Source organism: Pseudacidovorax sp. RU35E, from assembly GCF_900156165.1.
In the GTDB taxonomy this organism is placed as follows: Bacteria; Pseudomonadota; Gammaproteobacteria; order Burkholderiales; family Burkholderiaceae_C; genus Xenophilus.
In genome coordinates, this window is sequence record NZ_FTMY01000001.1 from 443,520 (window position 1) to 459,803 (window position 16,284).

The 16,284-nt window shown below is 67.2% G+C and carries 16 protein-coding genes; all 16 read left to right on the forward strand.

All coding sequences use genetic code 11. The features are described from left to right. Positions 1-169 precede the first annotated feature (169 nt). Complete coding sequence (ndk, locus tag BXA03_RS01890) at positions 170-595, forward strand: nucleoside-diphosphate kinase (RefSeq protein ID WP_076503460.1); 426 nt, start codon at positions 170-172, stop codon at positions 593-595. A gap of 25 nt (positions 596-620) precedes the next feature. Continuing rightward, complete coding sequence (gene rlmN / locus BXA03_RS01895; protein ID WP_076503461.1) at positions 621-1,775, forward strand: dual-specificity RNA methyltransferase RlmN; 1,155 nt, start codon at positions 621-623, stop codon at positions 1,773-1,775. After that, entirely contained in the window at positions 1,772-2,623 is an 852-nt protein-coding gene (gene pilW, locus BXA03_RS01900) for a type IV pilus biogenesis/stability protein PilW (RefSeq protein ID WP_076503462.1), read from the forward strand. Before rlmN ends, pilW begins: the two co-directional genes overlap by 4 nt. Continuing rightward, positions 2,616-3,551 carry a helix-turn-helix domain-containing protein gene (locus tag BXA03_RS27485; RefSeq protein WP_083715819.1) on the forward strand — a complete coding sequence of 312 codons (936 nt, stop codon included), beginning with the start codon at positions 2,616-2,618 and terminating at the stop codon, positions 3,549-3,551. Before pilW ends, BXA03_RS27485 begins: the two co-directional genes overlap by 8 nt. Positions 3,552-3,612: 61 nt before the next feature. After that, positions 3,613-4,908 carry a flavodoxin-dependent (E)-4-hydroxy-3-methylbut-2-enyl-diphosphate synthase gene (gene ispG / locus BXA03_RS01910; RefSeq protein ID WP_076503688.1) on the forward strand — a complete coding sequence of 432 codons (1,296 nt, stop codon included), beginning with the start codon at positions 3,613-3,615 and terminating at the stop codon, positions 4,906-4,908. Positions 4,909-4,925: 17 nt separating this feature from the next. Beyond that, entirely contained in the window at positions 4,926-6,224 is a 1,299-nt protein-coding gene (hisS, locus tag BXA03_RS01915; RefSeq protein WP_076503464.1) for a histidine--tRNA ligase, read from the forward strand. A gap of 8 nt (positions 6,225-6,232) precedes the next feature. Beyond that, positions 6,233-6,901 (forward strand): YfgM family protein, encoded by a 669-nt coding sequence (locus BXA03_RS01920; RefSeq protein ID WP_076503465.1) that lies wholly within the window; start codon positions 6,233-6,235, stop codon positions 6,899-6,901. A gap of 14 nt (positions 6,902-6,915) precedes the next feature. Beyond that, positions 6,916-8,064, forward strand: a complete 1,149-nt coding sequence (gene bamB / locus BXA03_RS01925; RefSeq protein WP_076503466.1) for an outer membrane protein assembly factor BamB — start codon at positions 6,916-6,918, stop codon at positions 8,062-8,064. Between the two features lie 62 nt (positions 8,065-8,126). Further along, positions 8,127-9,476: a ribosome biogenesis GTPase Der gene (gene der, locus BXA03_RS01930; RefSeq protein ID WP_076503467.1), complete on the forward strand. Its 1,350-nt coding sequence runs from the start codon at positions 8,127-8,129 to the stop codon at positions 9,474-9,476. A gap of 116 nt (positions 9,477-9,592) precedes the next feature. Further along, on the forward strand, positions 9,593-9,853 hold the full coding sequence (gene hfq, locus BXA03_RS01935; protein ID WP_196933677.1) for an RNA chaperone Hfq: 261 nt from the start codon (positions 9,593-9,595) through the stop codon (positions 9,851-9,853). A gap of 62 nt (positions 9,854-9,915) precedes the next feature. Beyond that, positions 9,916-11,079, forward strand: a complete 1,164-nt coding sequence (gene hflX, locus BXA03_RS01940) for a GTPase HflX (protein ID WP_200803318.1) — start codon at positions 9,916-9,918, stop codon at positions 11,077-11,079. Between the two features lie 76 nt (positions 11,080-11,155). Continuing rightward, on the forward strand, positions 11,156-12,487 hold the full coding sequence (hflK, locus tag BXA03_RS01945; protein WP_076503469.1) for an FtsH protease activity modulator HflK: 1,332 nt from the start codon (positions 11,156-11,158) through the stop codon (positions 12,485-12,487). Positions 12,488-12,505: 18 nt separating this feature from the next. Then, positions 12,506-13,405, forward strand: a complete 900-nt coding sequence (gene hflC / locus BXA03_RS01950) for a protease modulator HflC (RefSeq protein ID WP_076503470.1) — start codon at positions 12,506-12,508, stop codon at positions 13,403-13,405. Next, the gene (locus BXA03_RS01955; protein WP_076503471.1) at positions 13,405-13,593 is read left to right on the forward strand and encodes a DUF2065 domain-containing protein; all 189 of its coding nucleotides are present in this window, start codon (positions 13,405-13,407) and stop codon (positions 13,591-13,593) included. Before hflC ends, BXA03_RS01955 begins: the two co-directional genes overlap by 1 nt. A 174-nt stretch (positions 13,594-13,767) precedes the next feature. Further along, entirely contained in the window at positions 13,768-14,928 is a 1,161-nt protein-coding gene (locus tag BXA03_RS01960; RefSeq protein ID WP_076503472.1) for an ATP phosphoribosyltransferase regulatory subunit, read from the forward strand. A 15-nt stretch (positions 14,929-14,943) separates the two neighbouring features. Beyond that, positions 14,944-16,275, forward strand: a complete 1,332-nt coding sequence (locus BXA03_RS01965) for an adenylosuccinate synthase (protein ID WP_076503473.1) — start codon at positions 14,944-14,946, stop codon at positions 16,273-16,275. Positions 16,276-16,284 lie beyond the last annotated feature (9 nt).

Consider the following 16,284-nt stretch of genomic DNA (forward strand, 5'->3'; position numbering starts at 1 on the left):
GTTGAAGTAATACCTTCGAATGCTGCGTGCCCATCGTGGCGCGCGGATAAAATCGAGGGCTTTGCCAATAGGCGCCGGTCGAGGCGGGAGTCTGCACTCCCGTGAAGCCGTGCTTGGGGAACCTCTGGCAAACCTCTTTCCTCCCATTCAACCTCAGAGAAAAAAGCCCATGGCCATCGAACGTACCCTGTCCATCATCAAGCCCGACGCCGTCGCCAAGAACGTGATCGGCAAGATCGTCTCCCGCTTCGAGGCTGCCGGCCTCAAGATCGCCGCTGCCAAGCTGGTGCACCTGTCGCGCGGCGAGGCCGAGCAGTTCTACGGCGTCCACAAGGAGCGTCCCTTCTTCAAGGACCTGGTCGACTTCATGATCTCCGGTCCCGTGTTCGTGCAGGTCCTGGAAGGCGAAGACGCCATCGCCAAGAACCGCGACCTGATGGGCGCCACCGATCCCAAGAAGGCCGCCGCCGGCACCATCCGCGCCGACTTCGCCGAGAGCATCGACGCGAACGCCGTGCACGGCTCCGACGCCCCCGAGACGGCTGCCAACGAGGTCGCCTTCTTCTTCCCGTCGATGAACGTCTACAGCCGCTGAGGCTGAGGCCGCACCAGCCCTCGCCATGACCGCCACCAACCTGCTCGATTTCGATCTGGAGGGTCTGGCCGCGTTCTGCGAGGGCCTGGGCGAAAAGCGTTTTCGCGCCACGCAACTGTTCCGCTGGATCCACCAGCGTGGCGCCAGCGACTTCGAGCAGATGAGCGATCTGGCGAAGTCGCTCCGCGGCAAGCTCGCCGGCTGTGCCACCGTCACCGGCCTGCCCGTCCTGACGCAGCAGGAGTCGACCGACGGCACGATCAAGTGGCTGTTCAATGTCGGCAACGGCGATGCCGTCGAGGCCGTGTTCATTCCAGAGGAAGACCGCGGCACGCTGTGCGTGTCGTCGCAGGCGGGTTGTGCCGTGGGGTGCCGCTTCTGCTCCACGGGCCACCAGGGCTTCAGCCGCAACCTGAGCACCGGCGAGATCGTCGCGCAGCTCTGGTTTGCCGAGCATTTCCTGCGACGACACCTGGGCCGCGACGAGCGCGTCATCTCGAACGTCGTGATGATGGGCATGGGCGAGCCGCTGCAGAACTACGGCGCGCTGGTGCCGGCGCTGCGGACGATGCTGGACGACAACGCCTACGGCCTCTCGCGCCGCCGCGTGACCGTGTCCACCTCGGGCGTGGTCCCCATGATGGACCGCCTGGGCGCCGACTGCCCGGTGGCCCTGGCCGTGTCGCTGCACGCACCCAACGATGCGCTGCGGGACGATCTCGTGCCGCTGAATCGCAAATACCCGCTGGCCGAACTCATGAGCGCGTGCAAGCGCTATCTGGAGCCGGCTCCGCGCGACTTCATCACTTTCGAATACTGCATGCTGGATGGCGTCAACGACCAGCCCGAGCATGCCCGTCAGTTGATCGAGCTGGTGCGCACGAGCGGCGTCTCCTGCAAGTTCAACCTGATCCCCTTCAATCCCTTTCCGGCTTCAGGTCTGGTGCGCTCGCCTGCGCCGCGCGTGCAGGCCTTCGCGCGGCTGCTGGCCGACGCGGGCATCGTCACCACGGTGCGCAAGACCCGTGGTGACGACATCGACGCGGCCTGCGGCCAGCTGGCCGGCGACGTCAAGGACCGCACGCGTGCGGCTGAGCGCATGGCGCAGCGACGCACCGTGATGATGCGCAAGGTGCAGACCGAGCCGGAACATCCGACCGTCGGAGAAGCTGCACGATGATCTTGCGCGGGCCGCGCTCTCATTCCGCCCAGGCGCGCCTGCTGGCGCTCAGCTCGGTGCTTGGCATCGCGGCCTTGGTCTCCGCTTGCAAAAGCACCCCTCCGGCAGCGGTGGAGCCGCCGCCACCGCCAAGTGCGACACCCTTGCAGGTGGATCCGGTCGATCCTGCCGTGCAGGCCAAGCGTCGCGCGCAGCTGCGGCTGCAGCTGGCGCTGGGGTACTTCGAACAGGGGCAGAACCAGGTGGCCCTCGAAGAAATCGGCAATGCGCTGACCGCCGACCCGTCGCTGGGCGCTGCCTACAACCTGCGCGGGCTGGTCTACATGCGCCTGGATGATCCGGCTCAGGCGGAAGACAGCTTTCGCCGCGCCGTTGCGCTCAATCCGCGGGACGGCGATGCCCTGCACAACTACGGCTGGCTCATGTGCCAGCAAAAGCGCTATGCCGACGCCGTTCAGCGCTTTGGCGCAGCGCTGGCCGTGCCCGGCTACCGCGACGCCGCCCGTACCTGGATGACTCAGGGCGTGTGCCAGATGCAGGCCGGCGACAGTGCGGGCGCCCAGCGTTCGCTGATGCAGGCCTACGAGCTCGACAGTGCCAACCCCGTCGTGGGCTACAACCTGGCGCTGTTGCTCCACCAACGCCGCGACGACGTGCGGGCCCAGTTCTATATCCGTCGCGTGAACAACGGTCCGTCCGGCAACGCGGAATCGCTCTGGCTTGGCATGCGCATCGAGCGTCGGCTCGGCAACGCGGAGGCGGTGTCCCAGCTGGGCATGCAGCTGCGGCGGCGTTTCCCGGACGCGCGCGAGACGCTGGCCTACGAGCGTGGAAACTTCAATGAATGATCAGCCGAACGAGACGGCGCCGACCGTCCAGGGAGCCGTTCCGGCGTCGCCAGCCGTCCAGCCCACGGCGGGGCAGATGTTGCGTCAGGCCCGCGAGATGCACGGACTGCACCTGGAGGTCGTGGCAGCGGCGTTGAAGGTGCCCGTGCAGAAGCTTGCCGCGCTGGAGGCGGACGATCTGACGGCATTGCCGGATCCGGTGTTCGCCCGCGCGCTGGCGGCCAGCGTCTGTCGCGCCTTGCGCGTCGATCCGGCGCCCGTTCTTGCGCGTCTGCCCGGTGCGCCGCGTGCATCGTTGGCCCAGTCCGACCGCGCGGTCGGTGGCGCGATTAAGCCCCATACGCACCGCAACGCCGGTCTCGGGCGGACGACCCATGGCATTTCCGCGCCGCTGATCGTGGTGGTGGCCTTGCTGCTGGGCGCGGCGGCCCTGCTGTTCTGGGTGCCGCAGAGCGCCATCGACAAGGTGACCGCGGCCCTGGCGCCCCAGGGTGGGCGATCGCCATCCGCGCAGGTGGATCCCGCAGCGGCCGCCGAAGGGGCGGGCGCTGCCGCAGCCGACGGTGCTGCGAGCTCGCAGCCTCCCGCGACCGCACCGGTGCCCGCCGCCACCGCCTCGCAGCCCGCCGCTGCCGAGGTTGCGGCCACGCCGGCGCCGGCTCCCGTGGCGGCACCCGCGGAAGCTGTCCAGCTCACCGCCAAGGGCGAAGCCTGGGTGTCGGTGTCCGAGGCCGGCGGCCGCGTGCTGCAGCAGCGCACCTTGGCGAGCGGCGAAACGCTGGCCCTTTCCGGCAAGCTGCCGCTCGCGGTGATCATCGGTCGCGCGTCCGCCGTCGATGTGCTCGTGCATGGCAAGCCTTTCGACCTGACGCCCATTGCCCGCACGGGCGGCGTCGCCCGCTTCGAAGTCAAGGCGGAGGCCCCGTGATGCGGCGCCTGCGCCGTTTGCGCGCCAGCCCCTGTGCTGTATCCGCGCAGGAGTCTGCATGATGAGCTTCGACCGCATCCTCGATCCCGCCGCCCTTCCCATTGCCGCCGCCAGTCCGGCTGCGCGCCGTTCGCGTCAGGCGCGCGTGGTGTGGGGCCCGCGCGTGGTGACCGTGGGTGGCGACGCCCCGGTGCGCGTGCAGTCCATGACCAACACCGACACGGTGGACGCCATCGGCACCGCCATCCAGGTCAAGGAACTGGCCCAGGCCGGCTCCGAGATGGTCCGCATCACCGTCAATACGCCTGAGGCCGCGGCCCAGGTGCCCTATATCCGTGAGCAACTCGACCGCATGGGCGTCGATGTGCCGCTGGTGGGCGACTTCCACTACAACGGCCATCGGCTACTGACCGAATTCCCGGCCTGCGCGGAAGCACTGTCCAAGTACCGCATCAACCCTGGCAACGTGGGCAAGGGTGACAAGAAGGACCGGCAGTTCGGCCAGATGATCGAAGCCGCCGTGCGCTGGAACAAGGTGGTGCGCATCGGCGTCAACTGGGGCAGCCTGGACCAGGAACTGCTGGCCAGCCTGATGGACGCCAACAGCCGCCGCGCCCAGCCCTGGGACGCCAAGGCCGTGATGTACGAGGCGCTGGTGAGCTCGGCCATCGACTCCGCCCGCCTGGCCGAATCGATGGGCATGAACGGCGACCAGATCATCCTCAGCTGCAAGGTGAGCGGCGTGCAGGACCTGATCTCCGTCTACCGCGAACTGGCCCGCCGCTGCGATTACGCCCTGCACCTGGGCCTGACCGAGGCCGGGATGGCCACCAAGGGCACGGTGGCCTCGGCCACGGCGTTGTCGATCCTGCTGCAGGAAGGCATCGGCGACACCATCCGTGTGAGCCTGACGCCCCAGCCGGGGGAAGCCCGCACGCAGGAGGTGGTGATCGCCGCCGAGATCCTGCAGGCCCTGGGGCTGCGCGTGTTCGTGCCCAGCGTCACCGCCTGCCCTGGTTGCGGCCGCACCACCAGCACCACCTTCCAGGAGCTGGCCAAGCAGATCGACGACTACCTGCGCATGCAGATGCCGGTGTGGCGCAACCGCTACCCGGGCGTCGAGGCGCTGAAGGTGGCCGTCATGGGCTGCATCGTCAACGGTCCGGGCGAGAGCAAGCATGCCGACATCGGCATCAGCCTGCCCGGCACCGGGGAGGCGCCGGCCGCGCCCGTCTTCATCGACGGCGAGAAGGCGCTCACCCTGCGTGGCGAGAACATCGCCACCGAATTCCATCAGATCGTCGAAAACTACATCGAGAAGCGCTTCGGCCAGGCCGCCGCCACCGCTGGCGCCTGATCGAACCCCTGTCACCCATGGCTGAAAAGATCAGTGCCGTCAAAGGCATGAATGACATCCTGCCGCCGGAATCGGCGCGCTGGGAATGGCTTGAAGGCATCGTGCGCGAACAGATGGCGCGCCATGCATACCGAAACATCCGCACTCCGATCCTGGAGCACACGGCGCTGTTCGTGCGTGGAATCGGCGAGGTGACCGACATCGTCGAGAAGGAGATGTACTCCTTCGAGGACCGCCTCAACGGCGAGCAGCTGACGCTGCGCCCCGAGAACACGGCCAGCGTCGTTCGTGCGGTGACGGAGCATTCCTATCTATACGATGGCCCCAAGCGGCTCTGGTACACGGGACCGATGTTCCGCCACGAGCGGCCGCAGCGCGGCCGCTACCGACAGTTCCATCAGATCGGTGCCGAGGCGCTGGGCTTCGCCGGACCCGACGTCGATGCCGAGCTGATCCTGCTGGCTGCTTCGCTGTGGAAGGCGCTCGGCCTCACCGATGTCCGCCTGGAGATCAACAGCCTGGGCCAGCCGGCCGAGCGCGCCGCCCACCGCGCGCAACTGATCGCCCATTTCGAGCGGCATGCCGACAAGCTGGACGAGGACGGCAAGCGCCGCCTGCACAGCAATCCACTGCGCATTCTGGACACCAAGAATGCGGCGATGAAGGACGTGGTCGAGGCGGCGCCGAAGCTGCTCGACTTCCTGGGTGAGGCCTCGCTTGCGCATTTCGATGGCCTTCGCGCCATCCTGGACGCCAACGGCATCGCCTACACGATCAACCCACGCCTGGTGCGTGGGCTCGATTACTACAACCTGTCGGTGTTCGAGTTCGTCACCGATCGCCTCGGTGCCCAGGGCACGGTGTGCGCGGGCGGGCGCTACGACGACCTCATCGTGCAGATCGGCGGCAAGGCTGCGCCTGCCGTGGGCTGGGCGATGGGGGTGGAACGCGTGCTGGCCTTGCTGGAAGAGCAGGGCACGGCTTTTCCCGCACCTGCGCCCGACGCCTTCGCTGTCGTGCCCGATGCGTCGGCCATGCCCGTCGTGTTGCACACCCTGACGAAGTTGCGCGACATGGGCGTGCAGGTCCAGATGCATGCGGGTGGGCCGGACGGGCAGGGCAGCTTCAAGTCCCAATTCAAGCGGGCCGATGCCAGCGGCGCGCGCCACGCGCTGATCTTCGGCGCCGACGAGCTGGCCCGCGGCGAGGTCACCGTGAAATCGCTGCGCGACGGTGCGGGCGCCCAGTTGGCGCGCCCGCTGGCCGAGGTCGCGGCCTGGGGGCCCAGCCTACAATCCGCGGCTTCCCAAGACTGACCCCCCGTATGGCGACCCATCTCGATCTCGAAGAGCAGGAACAGCTCGACCGCCTCAAGCATTTCTGGAACCTCTACGGCAATCTGATCACCGGCGTCGTGATCCTGGCCGCCGTGGCGGTGCTGGGCTGGAACGGTTGGCACTACTGGCAACAGCGCCAGTCGACGCAGGCCGCCGCACTCTATGACGAGCTCGATCGCGCCGTGCAGGCGGGCGATCCCGCCAAGGTTCAGCGGGCCTTCGACGACATGACCAGCCGCTTCGGCAGTACGGTGTACGCCCAGCAGGCAGGCCTCTTGACCAGCAAGACGCTGGCCGACAAGGGCCAGGCCGACGCCAGCCGCGCGGCACTGACCTGGGTGGCCGACAAGGGCACCGACCCGGGATACCGTGCCGTGGCGCGTCTGCGCCTGGCTGCAGCGCTGCTGGAGACCAAGGCCTACGACGAGGCGCTCAAGCAGCTCGACGGCAGTTTCCCGGAGGAATTCAAGGGCCTGGTGGCCGACCGCCGCGGCGATGTGCTGTTGGCGCAGGGCAAGCGCAATGAAGCGCAGGCCGAGTACAAGAAGGCATGGACCGCCCTGGCGCAGGACGCGGCCTATCGCAAGCTGGTGGAGGTCAAGCTCAACGCCGTGGGCGTCGACCCGGCTTCGCTCTCGGCCCAGGCCTCTTCCTGAAACGGATTTGATTCATGACCCTGTCGAAGCTCTCCACGCCCCTCGCTAGCGTTCTGCGGGCCACCTGTGCCGGCATCGTTGTGGCTGCCCTGGCCGCCTGTTCCGGCACGTCGAAGCCCAAGCCGGACGAACTGCCGGCCAATCCTTCGGTGCTGGGCGTCAGCCAGGCATGGAGCGTCAAGCTGCCGGCGGTGAGCTTTCCGTTGAGCACTGCGGTCAGCGGCGACCGGGTGACAGTGGCGGCTTCCGACGGCACCGTGGTGGCCATCGACGCGCGCCAGGGGCGTGAGCTGTGGCGCGCCCAGGCCGGCGCGCCGCTGTCGGCAGGGGTGGGCAGTGACGGCCAACTGGCTGCTGTCGTGACCCGCAACAACGAGCTCGTCGCCATCGAGGCGGGCAAGGTCATCTGGAAGGAGCGCCTGCCTGCCGAGACGTTCACGCCGCCGCTGGTGGCGGGGCGCCGGGTGTTTGTCCAGACGGCCGACCGCACCACGGCAGCTTTCGACGGACAGACCGGCCGGCGTCTTTGGCAGCAGAGCCGCGCAGGTGGGGAGACGCTGGTGCTGCGCAAGCCGGGCGTGCTGATGCCCTTTGGCGACACGCTGGTCACCGGCATCGGGGCGCGGTTGGTCGGCATGAATCCCGCCAACGGCAGTTCGCGCTGGGAAGTCCCGGTGGCTTCGCCCCGGGGCACGAACGACGTGGAGCGCCTGGTCGACTTGACCGGCAGCGTCAGCCGGGTGGGCGACAGCATCTGCGCGCGCGCCTACTACGCGGCTGTCGGCTGCGTCGATGCCCAGCGCGGCACCCTGGCCTGGACCCAACCGGCAGTGGGCTCGGAAGGCGTTTCGGGCGACGACAGCTTCGTCTACGGCGTGGAAAGCAACGGCACGGTGCTCGCGTGGCGCCGGGCCGATGGGCAACGTGCCTGGAGCATGGATCGTCTGCGCCTTCGCACGCTGACGGCGCCGCTCGCCGTCGGTCGCACGCTCGTGATCGGTGAAGACACGGGCGCAGTTCACTTCCTGTCGCGCCAGGATGGTGCCGTGCTCAACCGCCTGGTGCCGGATGGTTCGGCCGTCGCCGCAGCGCCGACGATCGCCGCCGACACGGTCGTGATCGTCACCCGCAACGGCGGCGTGTTCGGTTACCGACCCGAATGATGTCTGCACGGCCGGCGCGTGCCGGCTGGTTTTTCAATGATCCGCTCTGAACGAAGGTTTGCATGAAGCCGGTTCTCGCGCTCGTAGGGCGCCCCAACGTCGGCAAGTCGACCCTGTTCAACCGCCTGACGGGCACGCGCGACGCCATCGTGGCCGACTTTGCCGGCCTGACCCGTGACCGCCATTACGGCAGTGGCCGGGCCGGCCCACGTGAGTTCATCGTCATCGACACCGGTGGCTTCGAGCCGGATGCCGGCAGCGGCATCTACCAGGAGATGGCCAAGCAGACGCGCCAGGCCGTCGCAGAGGCGGATGTGATCGTGTTCGTGGTGGATGCGCGCGAGGGTCTGTCGGCCCAGGATCACGACATCGCCAAGGAGCTGCGCCGGCTCGGCAAGCCGTGCGTCCTTGCGGCCAACAAGGCCGAAGGCATGAAGGACAGCGGGCGACTGGCGGAGTTCTATGAGCTGGGGCTGGGCGAAGTGCATGCCGTGTCGTCGGCCCATGGCCAGGGCGTGCGGTCGCTGGTCGATCTCGCCCTCGATGCGCTGCCGCCCGTCGAAGAGGACGAAGCAGATCCGCAGGACGAGGAGGGCGCGCGGCCGATCCGTCTGGCCGTGGCCGGCCGACCCAACGTCGGAAAGTCGACGCTGATCAACACCTGGCTTGGCGAGGAGCGCCTGGTCGCCTTCGACATGCCCGGTACCACGCGCGACGCCATCATGGTGCCGCTGGAGCGCAATGGTCAGCGCTTCGAGCTGATCGACACCGCAGGTCTGCGTCGCAAGGGCCGTGTGTTCGAGGCTATCGAGAAGTTCTCGGTGGTGAAGACCCTGCAGGCCATCGAGTCGGCCAACGTCGTGCTGCTGTTGATCGACGCCACGCAGGGTGTGACCGATCAGGACGCCCACATCGCCGGCTTCATCCTGGAAGCGGGGCGGGCGGTGGTCATCGCCGTCAACAAGTGGGACGCGGTCGACAGCTACGAGCGCGAGCAGTTGCAGCGGCAGATCGAGAACCGCCTGCCCTTCCTCAAGTTCGCCGCATTGCACTTCATCTCGGCCAAGAAGCGGCTGGGTGTCGGGCCGGTGTGGCAGTCGATCGTCCAGGCCCACCGATCGGCCACGCGCAAGATGGCGACGCCTGTGCTCACACGCGTATTGCTGGAGTCGGTGCAGTTCCAGGCGCCCAAGAAGAGCGGCATGTACCGGCCCAAGCTGCGCTATGCGCACCAGGGCGGCATGAACCCGCCTGTGATCGTCATCCATGGCAACTCGCTGGAGCACGTGAGCGACAGCTACCGGCGATTCCTCGAGACGCGCTTCCGCAAGGAATTCGATCTGATCGGCACGCCACTGCGCATCGAGTTCAAGACCTCGCATAACCCCTATGCCGACAAGGACGGTTCGTGATCCGTCATCATGGTGTTTCGCCCGGGCAGTAGCCGCTCTTTTTGCGACGGCTTTCGTACGCGAATGTTGCAGTGCGGAAACCCTGTGTTAAGGTGCCCGGTCCAACAACTCTTCTTCTGAACACGGAGAATATCGTGAGCAACAAAGGGCAACTCCTACAAGACCCGTTCCTGAACACGCTGCGCCGCGAGCATGTTCCTGTCTCGATCTACCTGGTCAACGGCATCAAGCTGCAAGGCCAGATCGAGTCTTTCGACCAGTACGTCGTGTTGCTGCGCAACACGGTGACGCAAATGGTCTACAAGCACGCCATCTCGACCATCGTGCCCGGCCGCGCCGTCAACTTCTCGGTCACCGAGAGCGACGCCAGCGCCTGAGCGGCATGGGACGGGTTGGCGGACACGTCAACCCGTCCACCATGAATCAGGCTCCCCCGCATTTGTCTGAATCCATCTCCCGCCAAGAAGGCGCGGCCGTTCTGGTCGGCGTCGACTTCGGCCTTCCCCATTTCGATGGTGAACTCGAAGAGCTCGGCCTACTCGCCCAGACCGCTGGGCTCGACCCAGTCGCCCGGCTGAGCTGCAAGCGCAAGGCGCCGGATGCCGCCCTGTTCGTGGGCAGCGGCAAGGCCGACGAGATCCGTGAACTGGCCCTGATGCACCGCGCAAGCGAGGTGATCTTCGATCAGGCCCTGTCACCCGCGCAGCAGCGCAATCTCGAGCGCGAACTCGGCGTCGCCGTCTACGACCGCACCTTCCTGATCCTCGAAATCTTTGCCCAACGTGCCCGCAGTCATGAGGGCAAGTTGCAGGTCGAACTCGCCCGTCTTCAGTATCTGAGCACGCGCCTCGTGCGGCGCTGGTCCCACCTGGAGCGTCAGACGGGCGGCGCGGGCGTGCGCGGCGGCCCGGGTGAAAAGCAGATCGAGCTCGACCGCCGGATGATTGATTCGTCGATCAAGCGCACCCGCGAGCGTCTTGCCAAGGTACAGAAGCAGCGCGGCACGCAGCGTCGGCAACGCGAGCGGCGCGACACCTTCAACATCTCGCTGGTCGGCTACACCAACGCAGGCAAGTCCTCGCTGTTCAACGCGCTTGTCAAGGCGCGTGCCTATGCGGCCGATCAGCTCTTTGCCACGCTCGATACGACCACGCGCCACCTCTACCTCGGTGACGTGGGTCGGCGCGTGTCCATCTCTGACACGGTGGGGTTCATCCGCGATCTGCCCCACGGCCTGGTAGACGCCTTCAAGGCGACCCTGCAGGAGGCCGTGGATGCGGACCTGCTGCTGCATGTGGTGGATGCGGCCAATCCGCACCACCCCGAGCAGATCGCGGAAGTGCAGCAGGTCCTGGCCGACATCGGCGCGACCGAGGTACCTCAACTGCTGGTCTTCAACAAGCTGGACGCCCTGCCCGAGGAGCGGCGCCCGCTCAAGCTCGTCGACGAGATGGAACTTGACGGCGTGCCCGTGCCCCGGCTCTTCGTGAGTGCCCGTACGGGCGATGGCCTGCCGGCGCTGCGTGAGGCACTGGCCCAACGCGCCGAGTCGGCCGCGATCACCCCATGGTCGCAGCCCGAATTGCAAAGTGCCCAGCCCTGATTGGGCACAATAGCCCGCGCCAATCACACCTAATCACCGAATGAAGTCAATGCCTGTGTGGAGACGGGTTCAGGGAATGTTCAACCTGAACGATGGCCGTTGGGGTCGTAGCGACGATGCGTCGTCTTCTTCCGACGGTGACCGCCCGTCCACGAGCCGGCCCGAGGGCGAGCCGCCCGCGCCGCCCTCCAACCCACGACCGAGGAACCCGGGGCCCAACCAGGGCCCGCCGGATCTCGACGAGCTCTGGCGCGACTTCAATCGCAAGCTCGGTGGGCTTTTCGGCGGTCGGGGCGGCAACGGGGGCGGTCCTCGTCCGCCCAACTTTGGCGGCGGCAAGCCCGACATGAAGAATGCCGGCTTCGGCATCGGTGCGGTCATCGGCGTCGCGCTGCTGATCTGGCTGGGCACCGGCTTCTTCATCGTCAATGAAGGCCAGCAGGCGGTGATCACGCAGTTCGGTCGCTACAAGCAGACCGTGGGGGCCGGCTTCAACTGGCGTCTGCCGTATCCGATCCAGCGCCATGAGATCGTGGTGGTCACGCAGATCCGCTCGACCGACGTCGGCCGAGATGCCATCGTGCGTTCGACTGGCCTGCGCGAATCGGCCATGCTGACCGAGGACGAGAACATCGTCGAGATCAAGTTCGCGGTGCAGTACCGCTTGTCCGACGCACGGGCCTGGCTCTTCGAAAGCAAGAGCCCGTCCGAGACCGTGGTGCAGGTCGCCGAGACCGCCGTGCGCGAAGTCGTTGGCAAGATGAAGATGGACGCAGCCCTTGCCGAGGAGCGTGACCAGATCTCGCCGCGGGTGCGTCAGCTCATGCAGACCATCCTCGACCGCTACAAGGTGGGCGTGGAAGTCGTGGGGATCAACCTGCAGCAGGGCGGCGTGCGCCCGCCGGAGCAGGTGCAGGCCGCCTTCGACGATGTGCTCAAGGCGGGCCAGGAACGCGAGCGCGCGAAGAATGAAGCCCAGGCCTATGCCAACGACGTGGTGCCGCGTGCCGTCGGTACCGCATCGCGCCTGAAGGAAGAGGCCGAGGCGTACAAGGCCCGTGTGGCAGCGCAGGCCCAGGGTGATGCGCAGCGCTTCAGCCAGGTGCTGGCCGAGTACCAGAAGGCGCCGCAGGTCACTCGTGACCGCATGTACACCGACACCATGCAGCAAATCTATGCCAACACCAGCAAGGTGCTGGTCGAAAGCCGCCAGGGCTCGAACCTGCTGTACCTGCCGCTGGACAAGCTGATGCAGCAGAGCGGATCGCAGAACACGGCCGCGCCGGCCGACGGCGCACCGCCTGCGGTCGCAGGCACCGCCGCTCCTCAATCCTCGGCCATCCCGGTCGCTCCTTCGGGTGACTCGCGCGCCCGCGACGCTCGTTCGCGCGAGCGTGACGTCCGCTGAAACCGGGAGAACAAGAACATGAACAGAATCGGATTCATCGGCGCATCGCTGCTCATCCTGCTGGTGCTCGCCAGCTCCATGCTCTTCGTGGTCGACCAGCGCCAGTTCGGCGTCGTCTACCAGTTGGGCCAGATCAAGGACGTCATCACCGAGCCGGGCCTCAAGTTCAAGCTGCCTCCGCCGGTGCAGAATGTGTCGTACATCGACAAGCGCCTGTTGACGCTCTCCAGCATGGACACAGAGCCGATGCTCACGGCCGAGAAGCAGCGCGTGGTGATCGACTGGTACGTGCGCTGGCGCATCGTCGACCCATCGGCCTACATCCGCAACGTCGGGCTGGATGAGAGCGCTGGCGCCGTGCAGCTCAACCGTGTGGTGCGCAATGCCTTTCAGGAAAACATCAACAAGCGCACCGTGCGCGACCTGATCTCCGCCCGGCGCGAGGATGTCATGAACGACGTCCGTCGCGAGGTGCTGAGCGTGGTGCAGGGCGGCAATGCGTGGGGCATCGACATCGTCGACGTGCGTGTGACGCGCATCGATTACGTCGAGGCCATCACCGAGTCGGTCTACCGCCGCATGGAGGCCGAGCGCAAGCGCGTGGCCAACGAGCTGCGTTCGACCGGCCAGGCCGAGGGCGAGAAGATCCGCGCCGACGCGGACCGGCAGCGCGAAGTCACGGTCGCCAACGCCTACCGGGACGCGCAGAAGATCAAGGGTGAGGGTGACGCGCAGGCTGCCTCCGCCTACGCCGATGCCTTCGGTCGCGATCCGCAGTTCGCGCAGTTCTATCGCAGCCTTGAAGCCTACAAGCAGAGCTTCAACAAGAAGAGCGACGTGCTGGTGGTGGACCCGGCCTCCACCGACTTCTTCCGCGCCATGCGCAGCAGCGGCAGCAACACCTCGAACCAGCGCTGATGAACGGCGACAGCCTCTGGCAGGCGCTGGCCCTCGTGCTGGTGATCGAGGGGCTGGTTCCCTTGCTCTCGCCGGGCGGCTGGCGCCGCGCCTTTGGCCAGCTGCTCCAGTTGCGTGACGGCCAGCTTCGTTTCTTCGCGCTGTGCAGCGTCGGGGTCGGCCTCGCCTTGCTCTGGCTGGCGAGCTAAGTCGCCCACTCCCGCCGCCGCCTGGCGGCTCAAGCAGCCGGCGCGGTCGCGGTGCGGCTTGGCGCCTGCCGAAGGGCTTGCACGTTGCCCCTTCGGGCAATCAATGCTCAGCCGACTTCATGGGCCCGTCGCCGAGGGCCGTTAGAATCCCGTTTTAACCACGGCCTACACGCCATGTCCGCCTGGGTCCTCCCGGATCACATTGCCGATGTGCTGCCCTCCGAGGCGCGCCACATCGAAGAACTCCGACGCCAACTTCTCGACACCGCCCGCGGCTACGGCTACGAGCTGGTGATGCCGCCGCTCATCGAGCATCTGGAATCACTGCTTTCGGGCACCGGCGAGGCGCTGGACCTGCAGACCTTCAAGCTCGTCGACCAGCTTTCCGGCCGCAGCATGGGGCTGCGTGCCGACACCACGCCCCAGGTCGCCCGGATCGACGCGCACCTTCTCAATCGCCAGGGCGTCGCGCGTCTATGCTACTGCGGGCCCGTTCTGCATGCGCGGCCCGACGGTCCCAATGCCACCCGCGAGCCGCTGCAATTCGGTGCCGAGATCTACGGGCATGCGGGCCGCGAGGCCGACCTCGAAGCGCTCGAACTGGCCCTGGCGACGCTGCGCGCGGCCGATGTGCGCGATGCGCTCGTGGATCTGGCGGACGTGCGCATCGTGCGTGCCCTGTTGGCAGGTGCCGCGGCACCCCGCGACACCCTGGAGCGTGTGCATGCGGCCCTGGCCGCCAAGGACGCCAGCACGCTGGCGGAACTCACGCGCGGCTTCCCTGCGCCTGCGCGCGATGCGCTACGCGTCCTGCCTGAGCTCTACGGCGATGGTCAGGTGCTGGACGAAGCCGAGCGTGTCCTGTCCGCGTTCCCCGAGGCCCTTTCGGCTCTCGCGGGCCTGCGCTGGCTGTCGGCCCAGCTCGCCGAACTGGGCACCACCCGCGTGAGCTTCGACCTCGCCGACCTTCAGGGCTATGCCTACTACAGCGGGGCCCGCTTTGCGATCTACGCTGACGGCGCCAACGACTCGCTGGCGCGGGGCGGCCGGTACGACGAGGTCGGTGCCGTCTTCGGCCGCAACCGGCCGGCGGTGGGCTTCAGCCTGGATGTGCGCAGCCTGGTGGCCGTGGTGCCGCGGCCGTCCCTGCGGGCGGCCATCCGCGCGCCATGGAGCGACACCGACGCCGGCCTGCGCGGTGCCATCGCAGCCCTGCGTGCTGGTGGCGAGACGGTCGTCTGCGTGCTGCCGGGCCATGAGAGCGAAATCGACGAATTCCACTGCGACCGCACGCTGAACTGCGTGGGCGGCCGGTGGGAAGTGCAAGCCATCTGATCAACGAGAACATTCATGAGCGTGACAACCGGACGTAACGTGGTCGTCGTCGGCACCCAGTGGGGCGACGAGGGCAAGGGCAAGCTGGTCGACTGGCTGACGGAAAGCGCCCAGGGCGTGGTGCGCTTCCAGGGCGGCCACAACGCGGGCCACACGCTGGTCATCAATGGCGTCAAGACGGCGCTGCACCTCATCCCCAGCGGCATCATGCGCCCTGGCGTGACCTGCTACATCGGCAACGGCGTGGTGCTGTCCTGCGCCAAGCTCTTCGAGGAGATCGAAGGGCTGGAGAAGGCGGGCGTCGAAGTGCGTTCGCGTCTTCGCGTCTCCGAGGCCTGCCCGCTGATCCTGCCGTTCCACGCCGCGCTCGACGTGGCGCGCGAGGCCTACCGCGAGAAGGGCGGCATCGAGAAGATCGGCACCACCGGCCGCGGGATCGGCCCGGCCTACGAAGACAAGATCGCCCGCCGCGCGCTGCGCGTGCAGGACTTGAAGCACCCCGAGCGCTTCGCGCAGAAGCTGCGCGTGCTGCTCGATCTGCACAACCATGTGCTGACGCAGGTGCTGGGCGCCGAGGCCATCGACTACGACACGGTGTATGCCGAGGCGATGAAGCACGCCGAGATCCTCAAGCCCATGATCGCGGACGTGTCGCGTGAGCTCAACGAAGCCCACCGCAACGGTGCCAACCTGCTGTTCGAAGGCGCGCAAGGCACGCTGCTGGACGTGGACCACGGCACCTACCCGTACGTCACCTCGAGCAACTGCGTGGCCGGCAACGCGGCTGCTGGTTCCGGCGTCGGCCCCGGCATGCTGCACTATGTGCTGGGCATCACGAAGGCCTACTGCACCCGCGTGGGCGGCGGCCCGTTCCCCACCGAGCTGGACTGGGAGAAGCCAGGCACCGTGGGTTACCACCTCTCGACGGTTGGGGCCGAGAAGGGCGTGACCACCGGCCGCTCCCGCCGGTGCGGCTGGTTCGACGCCGCGCTGCTCAAGCGCTCGGCCCAGGTCAACGGCCTGTCGGGTCTGTGCATCACCAAGCTCGACGTGCTGGACGGCATCGAGGAACTCAAGCTGTGCACCGGCTACGAACTCGACGGCGAGCACATCGACATCCTGCCGCTGGGCGCCGACGAGATCGAGCGTTGCGTGCCGGTGTACGAAACCATCGAGGGCTGGTCGGACAGCACCGTGGGCGTCACCCAGTACGACAAGCTGCCGGTCAATGCCCGGCTGTATCTTCAGCGCATCGAGCAGGTGACGGGCGTGCCCATTGCCATGATCTCGACCAGCCCCGATCGTGACCATACGATCATGATGCGCCATCCCTACCTCGCCGATTGAACCCGCCCG